Source organism: Streptomyces sp. NPDC047072, assembly GCF_040643855.1.
GTDB lineage: Bacteria > Actinomycetota > Actinomycetes > Streptomycetales > Streptomycetaceae > Streptomyces.
Window position 1 is genome coordinate 15773 of sequence record NZ_JBEYVC010000029.1, and the last position, 18244, is coordinate 34016.

20 protein-coding genes are annotated in these 18244 nt (G+C 72.2%); 9 read left to right on the top strand and 11 right to left on the bottom strand.

Annotation, left to right across the window (positions count from 1 at the left end; all coding sequences use genetic code 11):
• Positions 1-15: 15 nt before the first annotated feature.
• Complete coding sequence (locus ABZ896_RS15505) at positions 16-1788, bottom strand: substrate-binding and VWA domain-containing protein (protein WP_360927858.1); 1773 nt, start codon at positions 1786-1788, stop codon at positions 16-18.
• A gap of 134 nt (positions 1789-1922) precedes the next feature.
• Between ABZ896_RS15505 and ABZ896_RS15510 the strand changes: the two genes are divergently transcribed.
• Positions 1923-2723 (top strand): type II CAAX endopeptidase family protein, encoded by an 801-nt coding sequence (locus ABZ896_RS15510; protein ID WP_360927861.1) that lies wholly within the window; start codon positions 1923-1925, stop codon positions 2721-2723.
• Here ABZ896_RS15510 and ABZ896_RS15515 read toward each other — a convergent pair whose 3' ends face one another.
• Entirely contained in the window at positions 2724-3533 is an 810-nt protein-coding gene (locus ABZ896_RS15515; protein ID WP_360927864.1) for a PhzF family phenazine biosynthesis protein, read from the bottom strand.
• A gap of 282 nt (positions 3534-3815) precedes the next feature.
• Here ABZ896_RS15515 and ABZ896_RS15520 point away from each other — a divergent pair, with 282 nt between their 5' ends.
• Positions 3816-4988, top strand: coding sequence for a class I SAM-dependent methyltransferase (locus ABZ896_RS15520; protein WP_360927867.1), 1173 nt, complete (start codon positions 3816-3818; stop codon positions 4986-4988).
• Here the strand turns inward: ABZ896_RS15520 and ABZ896_RS15525 are convergent.
• Positions 4948-5832: an RNA polymerase sigma-70 factor gene (locus ABZ896_RS15525; RefSeq protein ID WP_360927870.1), complete on the bottom strand. Its 885-nt coding sequence runs from the start codon at positions 5830-5832 to the stop codon at positions 4948-4950. The genes ABZ896_RS15520 and ABZ896_RS15525 overlap by 41 nt on opposite strands.
• A 31-nt stretch (positions 5833-5863) precedes the next feature.
• Complete coding sequence (locus ABZ896_RS15530) at positions 5864-7063, bottom strand: FAD-dependent oxidoreductase (protein WP_360927873.1); 1200 nt, start codon at positions 7061-7063, stop codon at positions 5864-5866.
• Between the two features lie 153 nt (positions 7064-7216).
• On the opposite strand from ABZ896_RS15530, the gene ABZ896_RS15535 reads away from it, so the two are divergent.
• Positions 7217-7846: a PadR family transcriptional regulator gene (locus tag ABZ896_RS15535; RefSeq protein ID WP_360927876.1), complete on the top strand. Its 630-nt coding sequence runs from the start codon at positions 7217-7219 to the stop codon at positions 7844-7846.
• 81 nt (positions 7847-7927) lie between these two features.
• Here ABZ896_RS15535 and ABZ896_RS15540 read toward each other — a convergent pair whose 3' ends face one another.
• Positions 7928-8356 carry an SRPBCC family protein gene (locus tag ABZ896_RS15540; RefSeq protein ID WP_360927879.1) on the bottom strand — a complete coding sequence of 143 codons (429 nt, stop codon included), beginning with the start codon at positions 8354-8356 and terminating at the stop codon, positions 7928-7930.
• A 117-nt stretch (positions 8357-8473) separates the two neighbouring features.
• The gene (locus ABZ896_RS15545; RefSeq protein ID WP_360927882.1) at positions 8474-8662 is read right to left on the bottom strand and encodes a hypothetical protein; all 189 of its coding nucleotides are present in this window, start codon (positions 8660-8662) and stop codon (positions 8474-8476) included.
• A gap of 150 nt (positions 8663-8812) precedes the next feature.
• Between ABZ896_RS15545 and ABZ896_RS15550 the strand changes: the two genes are divergently transcribed.
• The 3 genes from ABZ896_RS15550 to ABZ896_RS15560 all read left to right on the top strand — a co-directional run bounded on the left by ABZ896_RS15550 (position 8813) and on the right by ABZ896_RS15560 (position 11577).
• Positions 8813-9403, top strand: coding sequence for a Clp protease N-terminal domain-containing protein (locus tag ABZ896_RS15550; RefSeq protein WP_360927885.1), 591 nt, complete (start codon positions 8813-8815; stop codon positions 9401-9403).
• A 46-nt stretch (positions 9404-9449) separates the two neighbouring features.
• Positions 9450-10454, top strand: a complete 1005-nt coding sequence (locus ABZ896_RS15555; RefSeq protein WP_360927887.1) for a DMT family transporter — start codon at positions 9450-9452, stop codon at positions 10452-10454.
• Between the two features lie 187 nt (positions 10455-10641).
• Positions 10642-11577, top strand: a complete 936-nt coding sequence (locus ABZ896_RS15560; RefSeq protein ID WP_360927889.1) for an EamA family transporter — start codon at positions 10642-10644, stop codon at positions 11575-11577.
• A 33-nt stretch (positions 11578-11610) separates the two neighbouring features.
• Here ABZ896_RS15560 and ABZ896_RS15565 read toward each other — a convergent pair whose 3' ends face one another.
• On the bottom strand, positions 11611-12243 hold the full coding sequence (locus ABZ896_RS15565; RefSeq protein ID WP_360927891.1) for an FMN-binding negative transcriptional regulator: 633 nt from the start codon (positions 12241-12243) through the stop codon (positions 11611-11613).
• Positions 12243-12926 carry a pyridoxamine 5'-phosphate oxidase family protein gene (locus ABZ896_RS15570; protein WP_360927893.1) on the bottom strand — a complete coding sequence of 228 codons (684 nt, stop codon included), beginning with the start codon at positions 12924-12926 and terminating at the stop codon, positions 12243-12245. Before ABZ896_RS15570 ends, ABZ896_RS15565 begins: the two co-directional genes overlap by 1 nt.
• 62 nt (positions 12927-12988) lie before the next feature.
• On the opposite strand from ABZ896_RS15570, the gene ABZ896_RS15575 reads away from it, so the two are divergent.
• The gene (locus tag ABZ896_RS15575) at positions 12989-14320 is read left to right on the top strand and encodes an aminotransferase class I/II-fold pyridoxal phosphate-dependent enzyme (protein WP_360927895.1); all 1332 of its coding nucleotides are present in this window, start codon (positions 12989-12991) and stop codon (positions 14318-14320) included.
• Positions 14321-14339: 19 nt separating this feature from the next.
• On the opposite strand, the gene ABZ896_RS15580 is transcribed toward ABZ896_RS15575, so the two are convergent.
• Complete coding sequence (locus ABZ896_RS15580; RefSeq protein ID WP_360927897.1) at positions 14340-14945, bottom strand: TetR/AcrR family transcriptional regulator; 606 nt, start codon at positions 14943-14945, stop codon at positions 14340-14342.
• 74 nt (positions 14946-15019) lie between these two features.
• On the opposite strand from ABZ896_RS15580, the gene ABZ896_RS15585 reads away from it, so the two are divergent.
• Complete coding sequence (locus tag ABZ896_RS15585) at positions 15020-15814, top strand: MBL fold metallo-hydrolase (protein ID WP_360927899.1); 795 nt, start codon at positions 15020-15022, stop codon at positions 15812-15814.
• Positions 15815-15834: 20 nt separating this feature from the next.
• Here ABZ896_RS15585 and ABZ896_RS15590 read toward each other — a convergent pair whose 3' ends face one another.
• Positions 15835-16794, bottom strand: a complete 960-nt coding sequence (locus ABZ896_RS15590; protein WP_360927901.1) for a DMT family transporter — start codon at positions 16792-16794, stop codon at positions 15835-15837.
• A gap of 38 nt (positions 16795-16832) precedes the next feature.
• On the opposite strand from ABZ896_RS15590, the gene ABZ896_RS15595 reads away from it, so the two are divergent.
• Positions 16833-17735, top strand: coding sequence for a LysR family transcriptional regulator (locus ABZ896_RS15595; RefSeq protein WP_360927903.1), 903 nt, complete (start codon positions 16833-16835; stop codon positions 17733-17735).
• A 13-nt stretch (positions 17736-17748) separates the two neighbouring features.
• Here ABZ896_RS15595 and ABZ896_RS15600 read toward each other — a convergent pair whose 3' ends face one another.
• Positions 17749-18216 (bottom strand): pyridoxamine 5'-phosphate oxidase family protein, encoded by a 468-nt coding sequence (locus ABZ896_RS15600; RefSeq protein ID WP_360927905.1) that lies wholly within the window; start codon positions 18214-18216, stop codon positions 17749-17751.
• Between the last annotated feature and the right edge of the window lie 28 nt (positions 18217-18244).

The window sequence follows — 18244 nt, forward strand, 5'->3', positions numbered from 1 at the left end:
CGGGGGCGGGGTGGGTCAGCTGGTGCCCGTTGCCTGGGCTCCCGCCGCCACTATCGCCTTCAGGATCACCGTGTGGATCTGGGACGGGTCGTTGACCTGTTGGCCGGAGCCGCCTGTGGCCTCGGCCAGTTGTTCGGCTTCGGCTCGGTCCGCGTCGGGGCCCACGGCGATGACGATCAGGGGGACCGGGCGGGACGGGTTGGTGAGTTCCTCCAGCCGGGAGACCAGCTCCGCGCGGGAGATGCTGCCCGGGTCCTGGTTGACGCCGTCGGTGAGGACGACCAGGGCGTTGAACTTGCCCTCGGCGTAGGAGGACGTCGCCTCTTTGTACGCGGCGAGTGTCGTGTCGTACAGCCCCGTCGCACCCCCCGGCACCGGATCAAGGTCCCCGAACGCCGCCGACAACCGCTCCCGTTGGGTCGCGCCGCTCGCCGCGCGGTCGCCGAGCCGGTCCGTCGGGACCAGCACCTTGTAGTCCCTGTCGCCGTCGAGCTTCGTGGAGAACTCCCACAGCCCGATCTCGTCCTCCTGCGTGAACGTCGCGAGGGCCTGGAGGAGTGAGCCCTTGGTGACGTCCATCCGCGACCGGCCGGTGCCCGGTACGGGCTCCGACATGGACGAGGAGGCGTCCACGACCGTGGTGATCCGGGCGCTCTGCACGGTGATCGTCCATGTACCGAGCGCCTCCTGGAGCGCCGCCGCCGAGGCGGGCTCGCCCGCGGCCTCGGCGTACGGCTGCGGGGCTTTGCCCCCGGCCTTGGTGACCAGCGATGCCGACACCTGGTCGTCGGAGGTGCGGAACCCCTGGTCCGTCAGCAGCTGTTCCTGCTCCGGCTTGCGCAGATACGTCATGAACCGGATCGCCGCCCGGCTCTCGTCGGTGCTCAGGTGCTTCTGATCGACCAGGGCGTAGGGGTAGTCGAGCCGCGGTGAGCCGTCCTTCGGGTAGAAGAGGTCGAGGCCGGTGTCCGCCGAGGAGTTGTACGCGAAGGCCGCCTGCTCGGACAGGACCAGCGCCTGGTTGCGCTTGGGGTTGCCCTGCTCGGTGCCCGACGAGTCGCGGGGAAGCGTGTCCACCACCTGTGCATCGGTGTCGGAGATGCGCTGCGAGAGCGTCTTCATCATCGCCGCGGCCTGGGTCGCCCCGCCGTCGGCCTTCGCGGCCGCGGTGCTCAGCTGGGTGAGCGCCAGCAGCCCGCTCGCGCTGCGCGCGGGATCGGCCGCGCCGAGCTTGAGGGAGTCGTCCGTCAGCGTGGCGGCGGCCAGTTCGAGCCAGCCGTACGTCTTCTGCGGCCAGCCCAGCGACTTCGCGGCCGTGGGCACCATCGCCACCCCCACGGGGCTGGAGGCCACGTTGCCCACCCGGGCCACCTCGGTGGCGCCGCCGTCCGCGTTGATCTGCTCGACCCACACGTCCGAGTCCGGCACCCACACCTGGACGCCCGGGTCCTTGCCGGCGACGAGGGTGTCACGGACCTTGAAGGAGTCGCGCGCGGTCACCGAGACGGCGAGGCACCGTCCGTCGGAGGTGAGGTTCTGCTCGCGGGCCCGCTCGGCGGCGGCCTCCAGAACGGGCGCCACCTCGGGGGCGGCGGCGATCTTCAGCGGAACCGCGTCGTCCCGGCAGGAGGAGCCGAAGGAGAACAGGCCGCCCCGGACGGCCGCGGCCGTACCACCGGCGACGGCCAGGACGAGCACCGTCGCGACGGCCACGGTGCGGCGGCGCGCACGGGGACGGGGGTCGCTGCCGCCCGCCCCATACTGATCGGGCAAGCTGTGACGTCCCATGACGGTGGTGCCCCTCCCTGTATGCGCGTGTCCGTTTCCATGCCAAGGGCGGCCACATTTGGCAGGAAAGCTTTCGAGGGACCCTAGCGGGGCCGCGCGGGGCATGAGGCGGGATTACTCAACTGGAGGCAGGTGTGCAGGCGGAGGCAGGTGCAGTGGCCGATTCTTTTCCGCAGCGGGCGCTCTCGCGGAGGTTCTTCCGTGACGAGGCCCTGCTCGTTCTGGGGCTTTCGCTCGGTGCGAGCGGTGTGTCCGCCCTGATCAGTTTTGTCGGATCGGTCACCAAACCGGGGGGTCTCAAGGACCAGGCGGCGACCCTCAACGCCTCGGCCGCGCCCGGCCGTCCCTGGCTGGATCTCGCCTGGCAGCTCTTCGGGATCACGACGGCCCTGGTGCCCGTGGCGCTGGTCGCGCACTTCCTGCTGCGGGAGGGCGAGAGCCTCAGGACCCTCGGGTTCGACCGCACCAAGCCGGGCCCCGATCTGCTGCGCGGGGCCGGGATCGCCGCCGTGATCGGGAGCACCGGCATCGCCTTCTACCTGGCCGCACGCGGTCTCGGCTTCAACCTCACGGTGGTGCCCGAGGCGCTGCCCGACGTGTGGTGGAAGTACCCCGTGCTGATCCTCTCGGCGATGCAGAACGCGATCCTCGAAGAGGTGATCGTCGTCGGGTACCTGCTGCGGCGACTGCACCAGCTGGGCTGGACGCCGGGCACCGCGCTGGTGGCCAGTTCCGTACTGCGCGGCAGCTACCACCTCTACCAAGGCATCGGCGGCTTCATCGGCAACATGGTGATGGGCGTGGTCTTCGTCTACCTGTACCGGCGGTGGGGCCGGGTGGGTCCCCTGGTGGTGGCGCATTCCCTGCTCGACATCGGGGCGTTCGTCGGCTACGCGCTGCTCGCCGGGAAGGTGGGCTGGCTGCCCACCGCGTGACTAGACCAGCAGCTCGCCCTCGATGACGGTCACCGCGCGTCCGCTCAGCAGGGTGCGCTCGCCGCGCAGCTCCGTGCGGACCCGGCCGGAGCGCGGTGAGGCCTGGAGACCGGTGAGTTCCGTACGGCCGAGGCGCTCGGACCAGTAGGGCGCCAGGGCGGTGTGGGCGCTGCCGGTGACCGGGTCCTCGTCGATGCCGACGTTGGGGAAGAAGCAGCGGGAGACGAAGTCGTAGTCGAGCGCGGGGTTCTCGGCGCGGGCGGTCGCGATGATGCCGCGCGCGGAGTGGGCGCCGAGGGCCTTGTGGTCGGGGCGCAGCGCGTGGACGGTCTTCTCGTCGGCGACCTCGATCACCAGGTCCCCGATGTTCGGGCCGGTGTCGAAGGCGGTCAGCGGCTCGGCGCCGAGGGCTTCGGCGACCCCTTCGGGAATCTCGACCCGGGTCAGGGGTGCCGTCGGGAAGTCGAGGGTGATCGAACCGTCCTCGCTGGCCGTGGCGATGAGGACACCGCTGCGGGTGGCGAAGCGCACCGGGCCCCGGTGGGCGCCGGTGCTGTGCAGGACGTGGGCCGTCGCCAGCGTCGCGTGGCCGCACATGTTCACCTCGGTCGCCGGCGTGAACCAGCGCAGCGCCCAGTCGGCCTCGCCGCCCTCGGGCAGCGGATGCGCGAAGGCCGTCTCGGCGTGGTTCACCTCCAGGGCGATGCTCTGGAGCCGGTCGTCGTCCGGGAACGCGTCCAGGAGCAGGACCCCGGCCGGGTTGCCGGCGAAGGGACGGTCGGTGAAGGCGTCGACTACTCGAATCCGCATGCGCCGACGCTACGGCGTGAGGGGCGTGGCGGAACAAGGCCAATCCCGGGTCACTGGCCCGAATTCCACGGCGGTTTGCCCTGGCGGAACGGCGTGTGCGAGTCTCGTCCGGCATCTCTTCGAAAGGGCTGGTCATGACGCTCGGCATGGTTCTCGGCGACGTCTCCTCTCGCGCTTCGACGCGGGAGCGGTAGCCCCTACCCCGGATTTCTTCCTGCTCCTCCGCTCGTCGTCGGAGTGCTCTTCGTGCCCCCGCACGTCCGCACACACGAGGAGTACGTGGTGTCCACCACGATCCACTGGACCGAAGACCGCACCGCCCGATCCGCCCGCTGGCACTCCGAGAGCGCCGCGCCCCCTCCCGCCCGGGTCGTCGTGGCGGACGACTCGCTGAAGGCCGACGCCGCCTACCGACTCGCCTGTGAGGGCACGGGGTTGCTGTGGCGCGGCGACTACGTCAACGCACGGCAACTGCTGAGCGCGATGGGCCGCCGCGTCGACAGGAAGCCTCCGCGACCGGTGGCCGACCTCGCCGAGACCTTCCACCTGTACCGCAGAGCGCGCGGTCACCGGGCCCGCGTACTGGGCAGGCTGCTTGTCCTCCTCACCGACCACTACTCCCTGACCCTGCGCAGGGCACCCGATGTCCGCAGGGCGTGCGCCGACGCGTACGGCGTCCCACGCGGAGCCATGGTGGTGTCGCTCAGCGAACTGCTGGGCGTGCTCGGGGCCCGGCAGTGGCGGGAGAAGGGGGTGGCGGTGCCGGCCCTCGGCGCGCGGATCCACCCGCACTACGGGGTGTTCGCGCCGACGAGGAGTGAGTACGTCGATCTGGTCGCGCGCGTTCCGCTGCCCGCCGGGCGTCGTACCGCGTTCGATCTGGGCACCGGGACGGGAGTGCTCGCCGCGGTCCTGGCGCACCGGGGCTTCGAACGCGTGGTGGGCACGGACGTCAACCCCCGGGCGCTCTCCTGCGCTCACGAGAACGCGCACCGCCTCGGGCTCGGCGGACGCGTCTCGCTGGAGGGCCCGGCCCTGTTCCCCGACGGCAGGGCGGATCTGGTCGTCTGCAACCCGCCCTGGCTCCCCGGCCGTCCGGCCTCCGCCCTCGACCAGGGCGTCTACGACCCGGACGGCGCGATGCTCCACGGCTTCCTGGCCGGCCTCGCCGCGCACCTCGCCCCGGGCGGTGAAGGCTGGCTGATCCTCTCCGACCTCGCCGAACTCCTGGGCCTGAGAAGCCGCGTGACCCTCCTGACGGCCGTCGAGGCGGCGGGGCTGCGGGTGCTGGGCAGGACGGACACCCGGCCACGACACCCGCGGGCGACGAACCCGGGGGACCCGCTGCACGCGGCCCGCGCGCCGGAGGTGACGTCCCTGTGGCGGCTGGCGGTGTCCGGCGGCCCCGGAAACATCACCGCAGCGTCAGCGGGGTCTCCGACGTCGCGCGCGTGAGCTTCTCCGGGTTGCGGACGTAGTAGAGCCCGGCGATGCGGTCGTGGTCCCAGCGGATCGCCAGGATGCCGTCGAACTCGGCGGCGTTGTGGACGGCGAGCGCGGGGTTGCCGTTGACCGTGGTCGGGGCGAGCGCGACGTCGACGCCGAACTTGGCGATGGCGCCGGCGATGAAGCGGGCCACCTTGCCGGCGCCGAGGATCGGCCGCGGTGCCGCCTGCTTGACCCCGCCGCCGTCGTTCAGCATGACGACGTCCGGGGCGAGGAGGTCCAACAGGCCCTGCATGTCACCGGTTTCGAGGGCCCGGCGGAAGGAGTCCAGGGCCGCCCGGGTCACCTTCGCCGGGACCGTCTGGCGGGGACGGCGGGCGTCGACGTGGCGGCGGGCGCGCATCGCGATCTGGCGGACGGCAGCGGGGGACTTGTCGACCGCGGCCGCGATCTCGTCGTAGTCCACGTCGAAGACCTCGCGCAGCACGAACACGGCCCGCTCGGTCGGCGAGAGCGTCTCGAGGACCAGCATCAGCGCCATCGACACGCTCTCGGCGAGCTCGACGTCCTGCGCCACGTCCGGCGTGGTCAGCAGCGGCTCCGGCAGCCAGGGGCCGACGTAGGCCTCCTTGCGGCGGCTCATGGTGCGCAGCCGGTTGAGCGCCTGCCGGGTGGTGATCCGGACCAGATAGGCCCGCTGGTCCCGGACCTGCTCCTGGTCGACGTCGATCCACCGCAGCCAGGTCTCCTGGAGCACGTCCTCCGCGTCGGCGGCCGAGCCGAGCATCTCGTAGGCGACGGTGAAGAGCAGATTGCGGTGCGCGACGAAGGTCTCGGTCGCCGGTTCTTCCATGGTGTGATCCTTCCCCCGATCCACCGGCAGCCTAGGACACGTGTTCGGTGGTTGCGGGGACTTCCGTGGCAACGGCGCGCAGCGCCTGCTCCCGCTTGGCGTCCTTCGACCACCACGTCCGCTTGCCGGGGTGACGGGCCTCCTGCCCCAGCTGCCACACGGTGCTCCAGCAGATGAGCTCCTTGACCCACGCCCCGGGGCGGCTGCCCAGGTAGTGCTTGTTGGCGGTGTCCGCCTTGTCGGAGACCTGGAAGATGCCGTGGCGGCGCCCGAGGCTGATGCACTGCCCGGCGAAGCCCACGGTGGCCGGCACGGGCGCCTCGCCCGCGATCCGCCTGAGCACCGTCTCCGCCGCCTGCGGGCCCAGCTGGACGGCCGACTGGCAGCCCATCCGGTACGGCACTCCCGACGGCGCCGCCGAGTCGCCGGCCGCGACGATGCGCGGGTCGTCCACGCTGGTCAGCGTCTCGTCGGTGAGCAGCCGCCCCAGGGCGTCGGTGGTCAGCCCGCTGCGCGCGGCCAGGTCCGGCACCCCGAACCCGGCGGTCCAGATGGTCACCTCGCTGGGCAGCGTACGGTCGTCGGCGAGCCGTACCGTCTCCTCGGTCACCGCCGCCACCTTCGTGCCGGGACCGTCCAGGACGGTCACCCCGAGCGCGGCCAGCCGCCCGGCGACCGAGCGCCGGCCCTTGGGGTGCAGGTACGGGCCGAGCACCCCGCCGCAGACCATGGTCACGGCCCGGCCCTGCTCCGCCAGTTCGGCGGCGACCTCGATACCGCTCGGACCGGCCCCGACCACCGTCACCGGCGCGCCGGCGGGCGCGGCGGCGAGGACCGGGCGCAGCTGCCGGGCCTCCTCCAGGCTGGTGACCGGGTGGGCGAACTCGGCCGCTCCGGGCACGCGCGGATCGGCGCTGCCACTGCCCACCGCGTAGACCAGGTGGTCGTAGCCGAGCGTGTCCCCGCCGGCCAGCAGCACGGTGCGCCCTGCCGCGTCGATCCGGGTGACGGTGTCGACGACCAGCCGGACGCGCTCGCCCAGGATCTTGCGGTAGTCGACGACCGCGTCGTGCGTGCCGGCCACGAGCTGGTGCAGGCGGATCCGCTCGACGAACTCGGGGCGCGGGTTGACCAGGGTGACGTGCACGTCGGCGCGCTGCGTCAGCCGGTTCGCGGCCATGACGCCCGCGTAGCCTCCGCCGACCACGACGACCTCGATGTTCTCGTTCACGGTGTCTCTCCTCCGTTGGGTTCCGGCCTCAAGACACCGCGCCCTCCGGAGGCGTGACAGGAAGTGATGCAGGTCACATTCCTTGCCAACCGAATGCTTCCGATATATCGTTGAAGCATCGCGACTGATCAACGATGGAATGGAGTGATTGCGATGCGTTCCCATGGATTCGAACGTGGACACGGTGGGTTCGGCCGTCAGGGCCGAGGCGGCCCCGAGGGCCGGCGTGGAGCATTCGGGCCCTTCGGCCCGGGTGGCCCCGGCGGCCCGGGTTTCGGCCCGGGCGGACCCGGCTTCGGCCCCGGCCCCTGGGGGCCCAGGGGCCGCGGCGGACCGCGGGGGAGGGCGCGGCGCGGCGATGTGCGCGCCTCGATCCTGGCCCTGCTCAAGGACCGGCCGATGCACGGTTACGAGATGATCCAGGAGATCGCCGAGCGCAGCGGCGGGGCGTGGAAGCCCAGCCCCGGCTCGGTGTACCCCACCCTCCAGCTGCTGGAGGACGAGGGGCTGATCGCCAGTGAGTCCGAGGGCGGCAAGAAGCTGTTCTCGCTCACCGAGTCCGGCCGCACCGCGGCCGACGAGGGGCCCGAGGCCCCCTGGGAGGAAGCCACCCGCGGAGTCGACTGGGAGGCCCTCGGCGAGATCCGCCAGGCCGGCTTCGGCCTCATGGAGGCCTTCGGCCAGGTCTGGAAGACCGGCAGCAAGGAACAGCGCGAGAAGGCGGTCGCCGTCATCAACGAGGCCCGCAAGAAGCTGTACCTGATCCTCGCCGACGAGGACTGACGGCGCCGGTACGACTCCTGTCGTACGGCGATGGAGGGGCCCTGGAGAGCGATCCCCGGGGCCCCTTCGCGTGCGGGCGCGTCAGGCCACCAGCCCGGCCAGTTTCCGCAGCGACTCGTTGAGCGCGGCCGTGCCCGAGTCCTTGAGCCTGCCCGCCATCAGCGAGACGGCGGCGCCCGTGAACTCGCCGTCGATGCGGACCGTCGTGCCGTCGCCGTCCGGGGTCAGTGTGTAGCGCGTGGCCACGCTCACGGCCATCGGGCCCTTGCCCCGGATGGCGAGCACCCGGGCCGGTTCCACCTGGTCGATGGTCCACTCGACCTCGGCCGGGAACCCCATCAGCTTCATGTTCTCCTGGAAGGTCCCGCCCACTTCGAGGGCTGTCGGGCCGCCCTGGGGAAAGCTGGTGTGGGTGGCGTTCCACTCGCCGTACGCGGACCAGTCGGTGAGCTGGGCCCACACCTTCTCGGCCGGCGCCGCGAGCCGTGCCTCCGCGCTGATGTCGGGCATGCGACCACCTCTTCGTGTCGGGCTGTGGTGTCGCGGAACGTAGCCGCAAGGGTCGCAACATTCAATACTGACGAACCGTCAGGAAATGGCGGGCTGCTCGCCGGGCTGCTCGCGGTCTCAGCCGACCTGCCTTATCAGCGCCGCGTCGAACAGGTCCCACGCGCGCGGGAACGGGCTCTCGTCGTGGCAGTGCCAGGCCTCCCAGAACAGGTCGGCGAGCAGTGCGTCCTCCGGGGCGTACACCCGGTACACGTACTGCTTGCCGTCCACGGCCGGCAGCGCCACCAGCCAGCTCCTGCTCTCCATTCCTGTGTGGGACGAGCCGCGCGGCGCCGTGGTTGCCTGATCTCATCCGCAAGGAGGAGATTTCGGCGCTCCGGGTCCGCTCTGCGTGGGACCCGAAGATGCTTCCCCTCGGGGATGACGCGACCCGGTGGGACTGATGGGGTGGGGGATGTGCACCCCCGTATCCCCCGGCAGTCGTCCCGCGCCCCGGACGGCCCGCCGTCGGGCGGCCCGGACGCCGATGCCAGGCTCAGCGCGGAACTGGCAACGGTCATCTCCGGTGCCCGCAGACGCGCGCTGCGCGACGGGGACCGCCAGATCGACACCGCCCATCTGCTGCACTCCCTCCTGGAGTCCGATCCGGAGGCCTACGCCCTCTTCGAGAGCGAACCCCAGCTGCCCCGGCTGCTCGGCTACCTCGTGCAGCGGAGCATCGGCTACGGGCTGCGCTGGCAGGGCACCGTCGAGGACTCCGGCGCGGTGCCCGTGGTGACGGCGCCCGAGGACTCCGGCGCCGTGCCCGTCGTGACGGCGGACGAGGGCTTCTCGCCGCTCGCCGCGGGGGCGATGGAGTACGCCTGCGCCCGTGCCGACCGTCGCGGGGACGCCCTCGCCCGCGGCACCGACCTGCTCGCGGCGATCCTCGTGGACCCCGGCTCCCGCGCCGCCGAGGTGCTCGGCCGTGCCGGGATCGACGCGCGGGACGTCTGCGCCCGCCTCGACGGGCCCCTGCCGGAGGGGCCGAGGCGGTCCAGCCGCTGAGACAGGTGTCAACGGGGATGACGCTCATGTCATCGCCTGTCATCATGTGCCGGTGCATACCTCTGAGAGCAGCAAGGCAGGACCGGGCAAGGGCGTCGGGCTCGGTCTGGCGCTGGTGTCCGCGCTCGCCTTCGGCGGATCCGGGGTCGCGGCCAAGCCGCTGATCGAGGCCGGACTCGACCCGCTCCACGTGGTGTGGCTGCGGGTGACGGGCGCGGCCCTGGTGATGCTGCCGCTCGCGGTGCGCCACCGCGCGCTGCTGCGCCGCCGGCCCGCGCTGCTCGCCGGGTTCGGCCTGCTGGGCGTGGCCGGGGTGCAGGCCTTCTACTTCGCCTCGATATCCCGGATCCCGGTCGGGGTCGCGCTGCTCGTGGAGTACCTCGCGCCCGCGCTGGTGCTCGGCTGGGTGCGGTTCGTGCAGCGGCGGCCGGTGACGCGGGCCGCCGCGGTCGGGGTGGTCCTCGCGGTCGGCGGGCTCGCCTGTGTCGTCGAGGTCTGGTCGGGCCTCAGCTTCGACGCCCTCGGACTGCTCCTCGCACTCGGCGCCGCCTGCTGCCAGGTCGGCTACTTCGTCCTGTCCGACCAGGGCAGCGACTCGGGCGACCAGGCGCCCGACCCGCTCGGGGTGATCGCGTACGGACTGCTCGTCGGGGCCGTCGTGCTGACCGCCGTGGCCCGGCCCTGGACCATGGACTTCTCGGTGCTCACCCACCGCGCCGACATGAACGGCACGCCGGTCGCGGCCGGACTGCTGCTCGGCTGGATCGTCCTCGTCGCCACCGTCCTCGCCTACATCACGGGCGTGGTCTCGGTCCGCCGGCTCTCCCCGGCCGTCGCCGGTGTGGTGGCCTGTCTGGAGGCGGTCGTCGCGACCGTCCTCGCCTGGGTCCTGCTCGGCGAGCACCTCTCCGCTCCGCAGATCGTGGGCGGCGCGGTGGTCCTCGCGGGCGCGTTCATCGCACAGTCCTCGACCCCCGCGAAGGGCTCCGCCGAGCCGGTCGCCACCGGGGGGCCCGAAAGCCGGTTGAACGCCCGCGAAAGCGCCGCCTAGGCTCCCGATCATGCATTCCCACGTCGTCGTTCTCGCGCCGCCCGCCGCCTGAGGCGGGCCCTCCGGAAGCCACGCCCGGCACTGCCGTCGGGCTGAACGGTGCTGCCCGCAGACGAAGTCCGCGGACCCCGCACAGCGGGCGTCCCTCCCGAACTTCCGCGCACACGCGCAGCTGCGGAGAGAACACGTGTCAAATACCGTCTCAGGCCTGCCCGTCGGGCGCGGCCTGCTCTGTCTGATCATCGCCGGAACCACCTGGGGCACCGCGGGCGCGGTCGCCTCCCTGGCGTACCGCACCGGTGACCTGGGCCCGGTGTCCCTGTCCTTCTGGCGCTGTGCCAGTGGGCTCGTGCTGCTGGCCGCGGTCCGCTGCGGGCGCGCGTCCCTCGGTGCACGTCCACGCACGCGTACGGCCGTCCCCGTGCCGTTCGATCGCCGGGCCCGGTTCCTGCGGACCGTGGCGACCGGGATCGGTCTCGCGGTGTTCCAGACCGCGTACTTCGCCGCTGTACGGGTCACCGGGCTCGCTGTGGCCACGGTCGTCTCGCTGGGGGCCGGTCCCGTGCTGGTCGCGCTCGGGGCGCGGCTGGTGCCGGGGGAGCGGCTCGGGCGGGGCGGTGTCCTCGCCGTCGCCGGGGCGCTCGCCGGGCTCGGGGTGCTCACGCTCGGCGGCACGGAGGCGTCCGTGCGGCCCTGGGGCGTGGTGCTCGGACTGGTCTCGGCGGCCGGAGGCTGTGCGATGACCCTGATCACGCGGGCCTGCGGGACCGACTCCTCGGACCTGTCCGTCGGGGTGTTCGCGGTCACGAGCCTCTGCCTGCTGCCGTTCGCGGCGACCGAGGGCCTGGTGCCGCACACTTCTCAACCCGCCCTGCTGCTCGGCCTGTTGGCCTACATGGCGGCCGTCCCGACGGCCCTCGCCTACACCCTCTACTTCGCGGCCGCCGCCGTGCTCCGGTCCACGACCGTCGCCGTGATCATGCTGCTGGAGCCGGTGAGCGCGGCGCTGCTGGCCGTGGTGTGCTTCGGCGAGCACCTCACCGCGACGACCGTGACCGGCACGCTGCTGATGCTCGGCGCGGTCGCGGGGCTGGCGGGCGCGGAGGCGCGGGAGAAGGTCTGACGCCGAGGGCCCTTCTGGTGAAGGGTCCCTTTCTCAGGCCTTCCGCCTGCGCAGCAGATGTTCGCGCGCAGCCGCGTCCCCCGGCCCGCCCCGCTCTGCCAGCGCGGTGACGATCCGGTCCTGCACCTCCCGGTCGCGGTGGTTGGCGTACTTGAACTTCGCCCGTACGTCGGTCACTTCGAGACGCAGGCCGCGCAACCCCGGCAGCATGCGGCCGTACGGTGACTCGCCCGCCGCCACCGGGGCGGAGCCGCCCTCCGGCTGGAAGTGGCCGACCAGGCGGTTGAGCAGCGCGGCCTTCTCGGCCGGATCGTCCACCAGGTGGGCCCGGCACCGGAGTTGGACGGCCGCGTAGAAGCTCGTCGGCGTGCCGTGCTCGGGCGGGACGTCCGCGGCGGCCTGCCAGGGGCCCGGCACATAGGCGTAGTCGTCGACCACGCTCAGCAGGACGTCCGGGTCGGCCTCCAGCGCGCCCCACAGCGGGTTCGGCCGCGCCAGGTGCGTGAGGACCTCGCCGCGCCCGGCGTCGTAGAGGAAGTGCAGGGGCTGGACGAACGGCGGTTCGCCGTCGGGGCCGTTGACCGCGAGCTGCCCGAAGTCGTGGACGGACAGCCACTGTTGCCACTCGGTGTCGTCACGGGCCGCGTCCCAGGGGTGGATCAGCATCACAGCACCGCGAGGTAGTCGGGGACCTCGGTGTCCGGGGCCAGGTCGGGGTCGGCGACCGGGACGTCGTACCCCTTGCGCAGCGGGACCACTCCGGCCCAGTGCGGGAGGGCCAGGTCCTCGGGTTCGTCGTTGACCCCGCCGGTGCGGATCTTGGCGGAGACCGCGTCCAGGTCGAGGCGGATGACGGCGGTGGCGGCCAGCTCCTTCTTGTTGGCCGGCCGGGAGTCGGACGAGCGTCCCGGGACGACGTGGTCGACCAGCGCGTCCAGGGCGAGGCGCTTCTCCTCGGGGTCCGTGACGTCGTAGGCGAGGCCGTGGACCACCACGGAGCGGTAGTTGATCGAGTGGTGGAAGGCCGAGCGGGCCAGGATCAGCGCGTCGACGTGGGTGACCGTCAGACAGACCGGCAGCCCCGGGTCGGCCTTGCCGGTCATCCGCAGCGGGCGCGAGCCCGTCGAGCCGTGGACGTAGAGCCGCTCGCCGACCCGGCCGTACAGCGTGGGCAGCACCACCGGGGCGCCGTCGCGGACGAAGCCGAGGTGGCAGACGTAGCCCTCGTCGAGTATCGCGTGCACGACCTCCTTGTCGTACGACGCCCGGTCGGGGGAGCGGGTGGGGACGGTGCGGTCGGTCGGGGCGTAGGCGGGTGTCTCCGGCGTGGCCTCGGTGGTCCCCGGCATAGTGCTCTCCTCGGTGCGGTGTGTGGTTGCGCTGTATATTGCACTAGTGCATACTCTGCTTTGTGCTAGAAGGATATCGGATCGAAGGGCGACGCGCAGCGGAGATTGCGGCGAGCGTCGAGCGCGCGGTGGGTGCCGGGGAGCTGGCGCCGGGGCAACTGCTGCCGCCCATGCGGGAGTTGGCCCTGGAGCTGGGGGTGAATCCCAATACGGTCGCGGCCGCGTACCGCACCCTGCGGGAGCGGGGAGTCATCGAGACGGCCGGGCGCAGGGGCAGCCGGGTGCGGTCGAAGCCGGCCACCACCGGGCGCGAGTACATCCGCGTGGCGGTTCCCGCGGGCGTCCGGGACGTGGCGAACGGCAACCCGGATCCCGCGCTGCTGCCCCCGCTGACCCCCGCCTTCGCGGCGGCCGCCGAGCGGGCCGACCGCGCCCCCGTCCTCTACGGCGAGGCGACCGTGGACCCGGAGCTGGCGCGCCTCGCGCGGGCCGCCCTGGACGTCGACGGGGTGCCCGCCGGCCCGCTCGCGCTCGCCTGCGGGTCCCTCGACGTGATCGAACGCGTCCTCGCGGCCCACCTCAAGCCGGGCGACACGGTCGCCGTCGAGGACCCCGGCTGGGGCAGCCTCCTGGACCTGATCCCGGCACTGGGCCTGCGCACGGCCCCGGTGGGCGTCGATGACGAGGGTCCGCGCGCCGACGACGTCCGGCGGGCCCTGGAGTCCGGCGCCCGGGCGCTGATCGTCACCGACCGCGCGCAGAACCCGACTGGGGCCTCGGTGACGGCGGCACGCGCGCGTGCCCTGCGCTCGGTGCTTCAAGAGCATCCCGAGACTCTGCTGATCGAGGACGACCACGGGCACGGCATTGTCGACCTCCCGCTCCACCCCCTCGCCGGTGTCACCCGCCATTGGGCGTTCGTCCGCTCGGTCGCCAAGGCGTACGGCCCCGACCTGCGCCTCGCGGTCCTCACCGGCGACGAGACCACCGTCGACCGCGTCCACGGCCGCCACCGCCTGGGCCCCGGCTGGGTCAGCCACATCACCCAGCGGGCGGTGGCCCACCTCTGGTCGACGGGCGTCCTGGACACGGCGAAGGTCGCGACGGAGTACCGGACGCGACGCGACCGCCTGATCGAGGCCCTGGCGGCACGAGGAGTGGAGGCCCACGGCCGCACCGGGCTCAACGTCTGGATCCCGGTCCCGGACGAGACGGGAGCGGTGGCGCGGCTGCTGCACGCGGGCTGGGCGGTGGCGCCGGGCGCGCGCTTCCGGATGAGCGCGCCGCAGGGAATCAGGGTCACGGTGGCGGCGCTCACCGGAGAGGAGACGGTGAGGCTGGCGGACGCGGTGGCGGCGGCAGTGGGTCCCGCTCCTTCACCGGGCTATGTCTGACCCGATCCGCCGGGGCATGTCACCGGTGGCGCCCTCGTGCGACCACCGCACGCATGAGATCGCGAGCCCGCGCTGCCGCCTCGGGGTCGTCGAGCAGCTGGATCTCCTGGTTGGCCGCCATGGCGATGCCGGACAGGTGTGAGACGAGGCGGTCGGGGTCCAGTTCGGCGGCGATCTGCCCGGCGGACTGCGCGGTCTCGATCTGCGTCCTGAGGAAGGCCCGCCAGCGGCGCACCGCGTCCTGGAGGAAGGTGCGCAGCTCGCCGGGTTGTCCGTCCAGTTCGCAGGACGCGGCGGTGACGAAGCAGCCGTTGGGGAACGGGCTGTCGGCAAGGTAGTCGCACCACCTGTCGATCACCACGTGCAGACACTCCAGACCGGGTCGGGCCGTACGGCTCGGTGCCACGACCGCCGCGGTGAACAGGTCCATCGCCCTGGTCAGTGCGGCGAGCTGGAGTGCTGCCCGGGAGCCGAAGGGGCCGACCACTCCGGCCTTGCTCATGCCGAGGGTCTCGGCGAGCGAGCCGATGGTCAGGCCGGACAGTCCCGCACCGGATGCCTGGGTCACAGCGGTGGCGACGATCCGGTCGCGGGTGCGCTGGGCCTCGTCGGCGGATCTCCTCATACCCACAGAGCTTACCGAACGACCGTGTGCTAATTTTTGGCGAACGACCGTACGCTAAGGCGAGGGGTGGATCCATGCGTGTCCGATGGCTGGGCTGGGCCGGGGTGGAACTCGAAGCGGAGGGCGAGAGCCTGGTCATCGACCTGCTCGGCGAACCGGAGGGCGTCCTGGAGGGGACCGGCCTGTCGGCCCCGCTGCCCACGGTCACCCGCCCCCACACGGAGGGGCGCGTGCTGGCCGGCCTCTGTACCCATCTCCACCGCGATCACACCGACGCCGCCGCCCTCGCCCGGGCTCTGCGCCCCGGTGCTCCGGTCCTGCACCCGGCGTCGTTCGGCGGAGACGACCACGAGAACCTCTGGACGTTGAAGGCCGACGGCGAGCTGACTCAACTGGGCCTGCCCAGGCGCCCGATGACCGCCTGGGAGACCACCGGGATCGGGCCGTTCACCATCGCCGCCGTACCCGCCGTCGACGGTATCGGGGATCCCCAGCTGTCCTGGGCGGTCGAGGCCGGCGGGAAGCGGGTGATCCACCTGGGCGACAGCATGTTCCACGGCTACTGGTGGCGTGCCGCCCACCGGCACGGCCCCTTCGACGCGGTGCTGACGCCCGTCAACGGACCGGCCCTGTGCTTCCCGCACTGCCAGCCGGCGAGCCCGCGCCCCGCCGCACTCGACGCCGAACACGCGGCCCTGGCCGGACGGTTGCTCGGGGCGAAGGCCGCCATTCCGATCCACTACGACGGATTCCACATCGACGGCGTCTACGGCACCCGGCCCGACGAACTGTCCCGCTATCTCGACGCGGCGGCCGCCGAGGAGTACGAGGTTCTTCCCCTGAAGCCGGGTGAGGCCGTGACTGTCTGACGAGGTCGCCGCCCACCCCGTCAGGAGCCTCGCCGCACCTGGGTGAGCGCAGCCCCCGCGAGCACGACCACCGCTCCCACCGGCGTCGACCAGCTCAGCGACTCCCCGAGCATCACGACCCCCGCCGCCGTGGCGATGACCGGAATGAAGTAGGTGACCATCTGCGCCGTCGTGGGCCCGACTTCGGACACCAGCCGGTGCTGGGCGAGCATGGCGACTCCCGTCCCCAGCGCACCCAGCGTCGCGATCGCCAGGAGCGGCACGGCGTCGACATGGTGCGGTATACCGCTGAACAGGGGCGTCACCACGGCCAGTTGAGCCGTGGCCAACAGCAACTGCGCCCCCGTCAGGGACAGGTGGGACTCGCTCGACCCGGCCAGCGTGCGACGGACGTAGATCCACCCGATCGGATAGCTGAGCGAGGCGAGCAGGGCCATCACCGTGCCCTTGGCGTCGAGTCCCTGAAAGCCCCCCCACGCCCCGAGGACGGTGAGCACACCGAGGAAACCGAGTCCGAGACCGGCGACCCGGACCCGCGTGGGCCGGTCCTCGGACAGCGCCACCAGCGACAGCGCCATGCCCCACAACGGCGAGGTCGCGTTGCAGATCCCGGCGAGCGCGGAGGGGATGCTCAGCTCCGCGTACGCGAACAGCGAGAACGGCAGGGCGTTGAGCAGGAACGCGGCGACCGCCAGATGCCCCCAGGTCCGGACGCCGCGCGGCAGCCGCTCCCGCTTCACGGCCATCGCCACCGCCAGCACCGCCGTGCCGAAGAACAGCCGTCCGAAGGTGACCTGGAACGGGGCGTACCCCTCGGTCCCCACCTTGATGAACAGGAAGCTGAACCCCCAGATCAGCGACAGCGCGCCGAAGCGCAGCCGCCAGTCGAGGGCGGGACGGCGGGGAGCCCGGGACGGGGCTTCGACGGCGGTGACGGTGGTCATGACGACCACGATCCTTGAGACGATCTCGTAGAACAAGCGAGATTTGTCGCCAGGTATCTCGTAGTATCGCTTACATGTTGAACCTGGAGCGCCTCCGCACCCTGGAAGCCCTCGCCCGGCACGGCTCGGTCAGCGGCGCCGCCGAGGGGCTGCACATCACGACGTCCGCCGTCTCGCAGCAGATGTCCAAGTTGGAGCGGGAGGTCGGCCAGCAGCTCCTCGCCAAGAACGGCAGAGGCGTACGGCTCACGGACGCGGGCCGGCTGCTCGCCGCCCACGCGACGCGCATCCTGTCCCAGGTCGAGCTCGCCCAGTCCGATCTGGAGGCCCAACGCGGCCAGGTGGTGGGGGAGTTGCGGCTGGCCGCGTTCCCGACGGCCGCGCGCGGACTCTTCCCGGCCGCCGTCGCCGGACTGCGCGTGGAGCACCCCGGACTGCGGATCACGTCACGGGAGATCGAGCCCGAGTCCGCGGTGCGTGCCGTGCTCCGCGGCGACTGCGACCTCGCGGTCGTCCTGGACTGGTACAACAAGCCGCTGCCGATGCCCGAAGGGCTGGTCAAGGCACCGATCCTCGACGACACGGCGGACGTGGCGATGCCCGCCGGCCACCGCCACGCGCACCGCGCCGAGGTCGACCTGGAGGACTTCGCCGAGGACGACTGGGTCACCTGGGGAGAGAACGAGTTCTGCCACGAGTGGCTGCTGCACACCCTGCGCCCCAAGGGCATCGAGCCCCGCGTGGCCCACCGCGCGGCGGAACACACGACCCAACTCGCCCTGGTGGCGGCCGGACTCGGCGTCTGCGTGGCTCCGCGGCTGGGGCGCGGCCCGGTACCGGACGGGGTGCGGACCGTCCCCGTACGGCAGTCGGTACGGCGTCACATCTACGCCCTGTGGCGGGCGGACGCCGACCGCCGTCCGTCGATCCGGGCGGCGGTCGAGGCGCTCAAGTCGGCGGCGGAGCAGGCCGTTTGAGCACCACCCAGCCTTACGCGCCGCCCAGCTTGCGGAAGTCCCAGGAGACGATCTTCTCGGGCGTCAGCCGCACCCAGGCGTGCCGCCCGTCGTGCGGCATCTCCTCCAGGCCGAAGTTCTTGCGGGCGAACAGCGTCTCCGGGACGTCGAGTTCGGCGCGCAGTTCACCGGTGCGCGGGAACTCCCCGACGAACTCCACGGTCCCGGACAGCTCCACGCCCCGCAACTGGTCGTACTCCTCACCCGAGTCGACCACGATCGCGACCCGCGGGTCCCGGCGCAGATCGGCCCAGCGCTTGCTCTTCACCACGGAGTACAGCCACATCGAGGTGCCGTCCCAGGCGAACCACAGCGCGCTGACGTGCGGGGCGCCGCTCGCCGACACCGTGGCGACCCGGCAGGTGCGCTGGCTGGTGAGGAAATCGTCCAGCTCGCCGGGCGTCATCATGATCTTCCGGCCCCGGCGCTGAGTGACGGTCATGCATCCCCCTCGTTCTGTCTTCCCTACC

Bases quoted from the DNA above. Each gene is read 5' to 3' on its own strand.
- ABZ896_RS15505 (WP_360927858.1), bottom strand. From the start codon at position 1,788: ATGGGACGTCACAGCTTGCCCGATCAGTATGGGGCGGGCGGCAGCGAC.
- ABZ896_RS15580 (WP_360927897.1), bottom strand. From the start codon at position 14,945: ATGAGGAGATCCGCCGACGAGGCCCAGCGCACCCGCGACCGGATCGTC.
- ABZ896_RS15515 (WP_360927864.1), bottom strand. From the start codon at position 3,533: ATGCGGATTCGAGTAGTCGACGCCTTCACCGACCGTCCCTTCGCCGGC.
- ABZ896_RS15535 (WP_360927876.1), top strand. From the start codon at position 7,217: ATGCGTTCCCATGGATTCGAACGTGGACACGGTGGGTTCGGCCGTCAG.
- ABZ896_RS15525 (WP_360927870.1), bottom strand. From the start codon at position 5,832: ATGGAAGAACCGGCGACCGAGACCTTCGTCGCGCACCGCAATCTGCTC.
- ABZ896_RS15545 (WP_360927882.1), bottom strand. From the start codon at position 8,662: ATGGAGAGCAGGAGCTGGCTGGTGGCGCTGCCGGCCGTGGACGGCAAG.
- ABZ896_RS15540 (WP_360927879.1), bottom strand. From the start codon at position 8,356: ATGCCCGACATCAGCGCGGAGGCACGGCTCGCGGCGCCGGCCGAGAAG.
- ABZ896_RS15600 (WP_360927905.1), bottom strand. From the start codon at position 18,216: ATGACCGTCACTCAGCGCCGGGGCCGGAAGATCATGATGACGCCCGGC.
- ABZ896_RS15570 (WP_360927893.1), bottom strand. From the start codon at position 12,926: ATGCCGGGGACCACCGAGGCCACGCCGGAGACACCCGCCTACGCCCCG.
- ABZ896_RS15565 (WP_360927891.1), bottom strand. From the start codon at position 12,243: ATGCTGATCCACCCCTGGGACGCGGCCCGTGACGACACCGAGTGGCAA.
- ABZ896_RS15595 (WP_360927903.1), top strand. From the start codon at position 16,833: ATGTTGAACCTGGAGCGCCTCCGCACCCTGGAAGCCCTCGCCCGGCAC.
- ABZ896_RS15585 (WP_360927899.1), top strand. From the start codon at position 15,020: ATGCGTGTCCGATGGCTGGGCTGGGCCGGGGTGGAACTCGAAGCGGAG.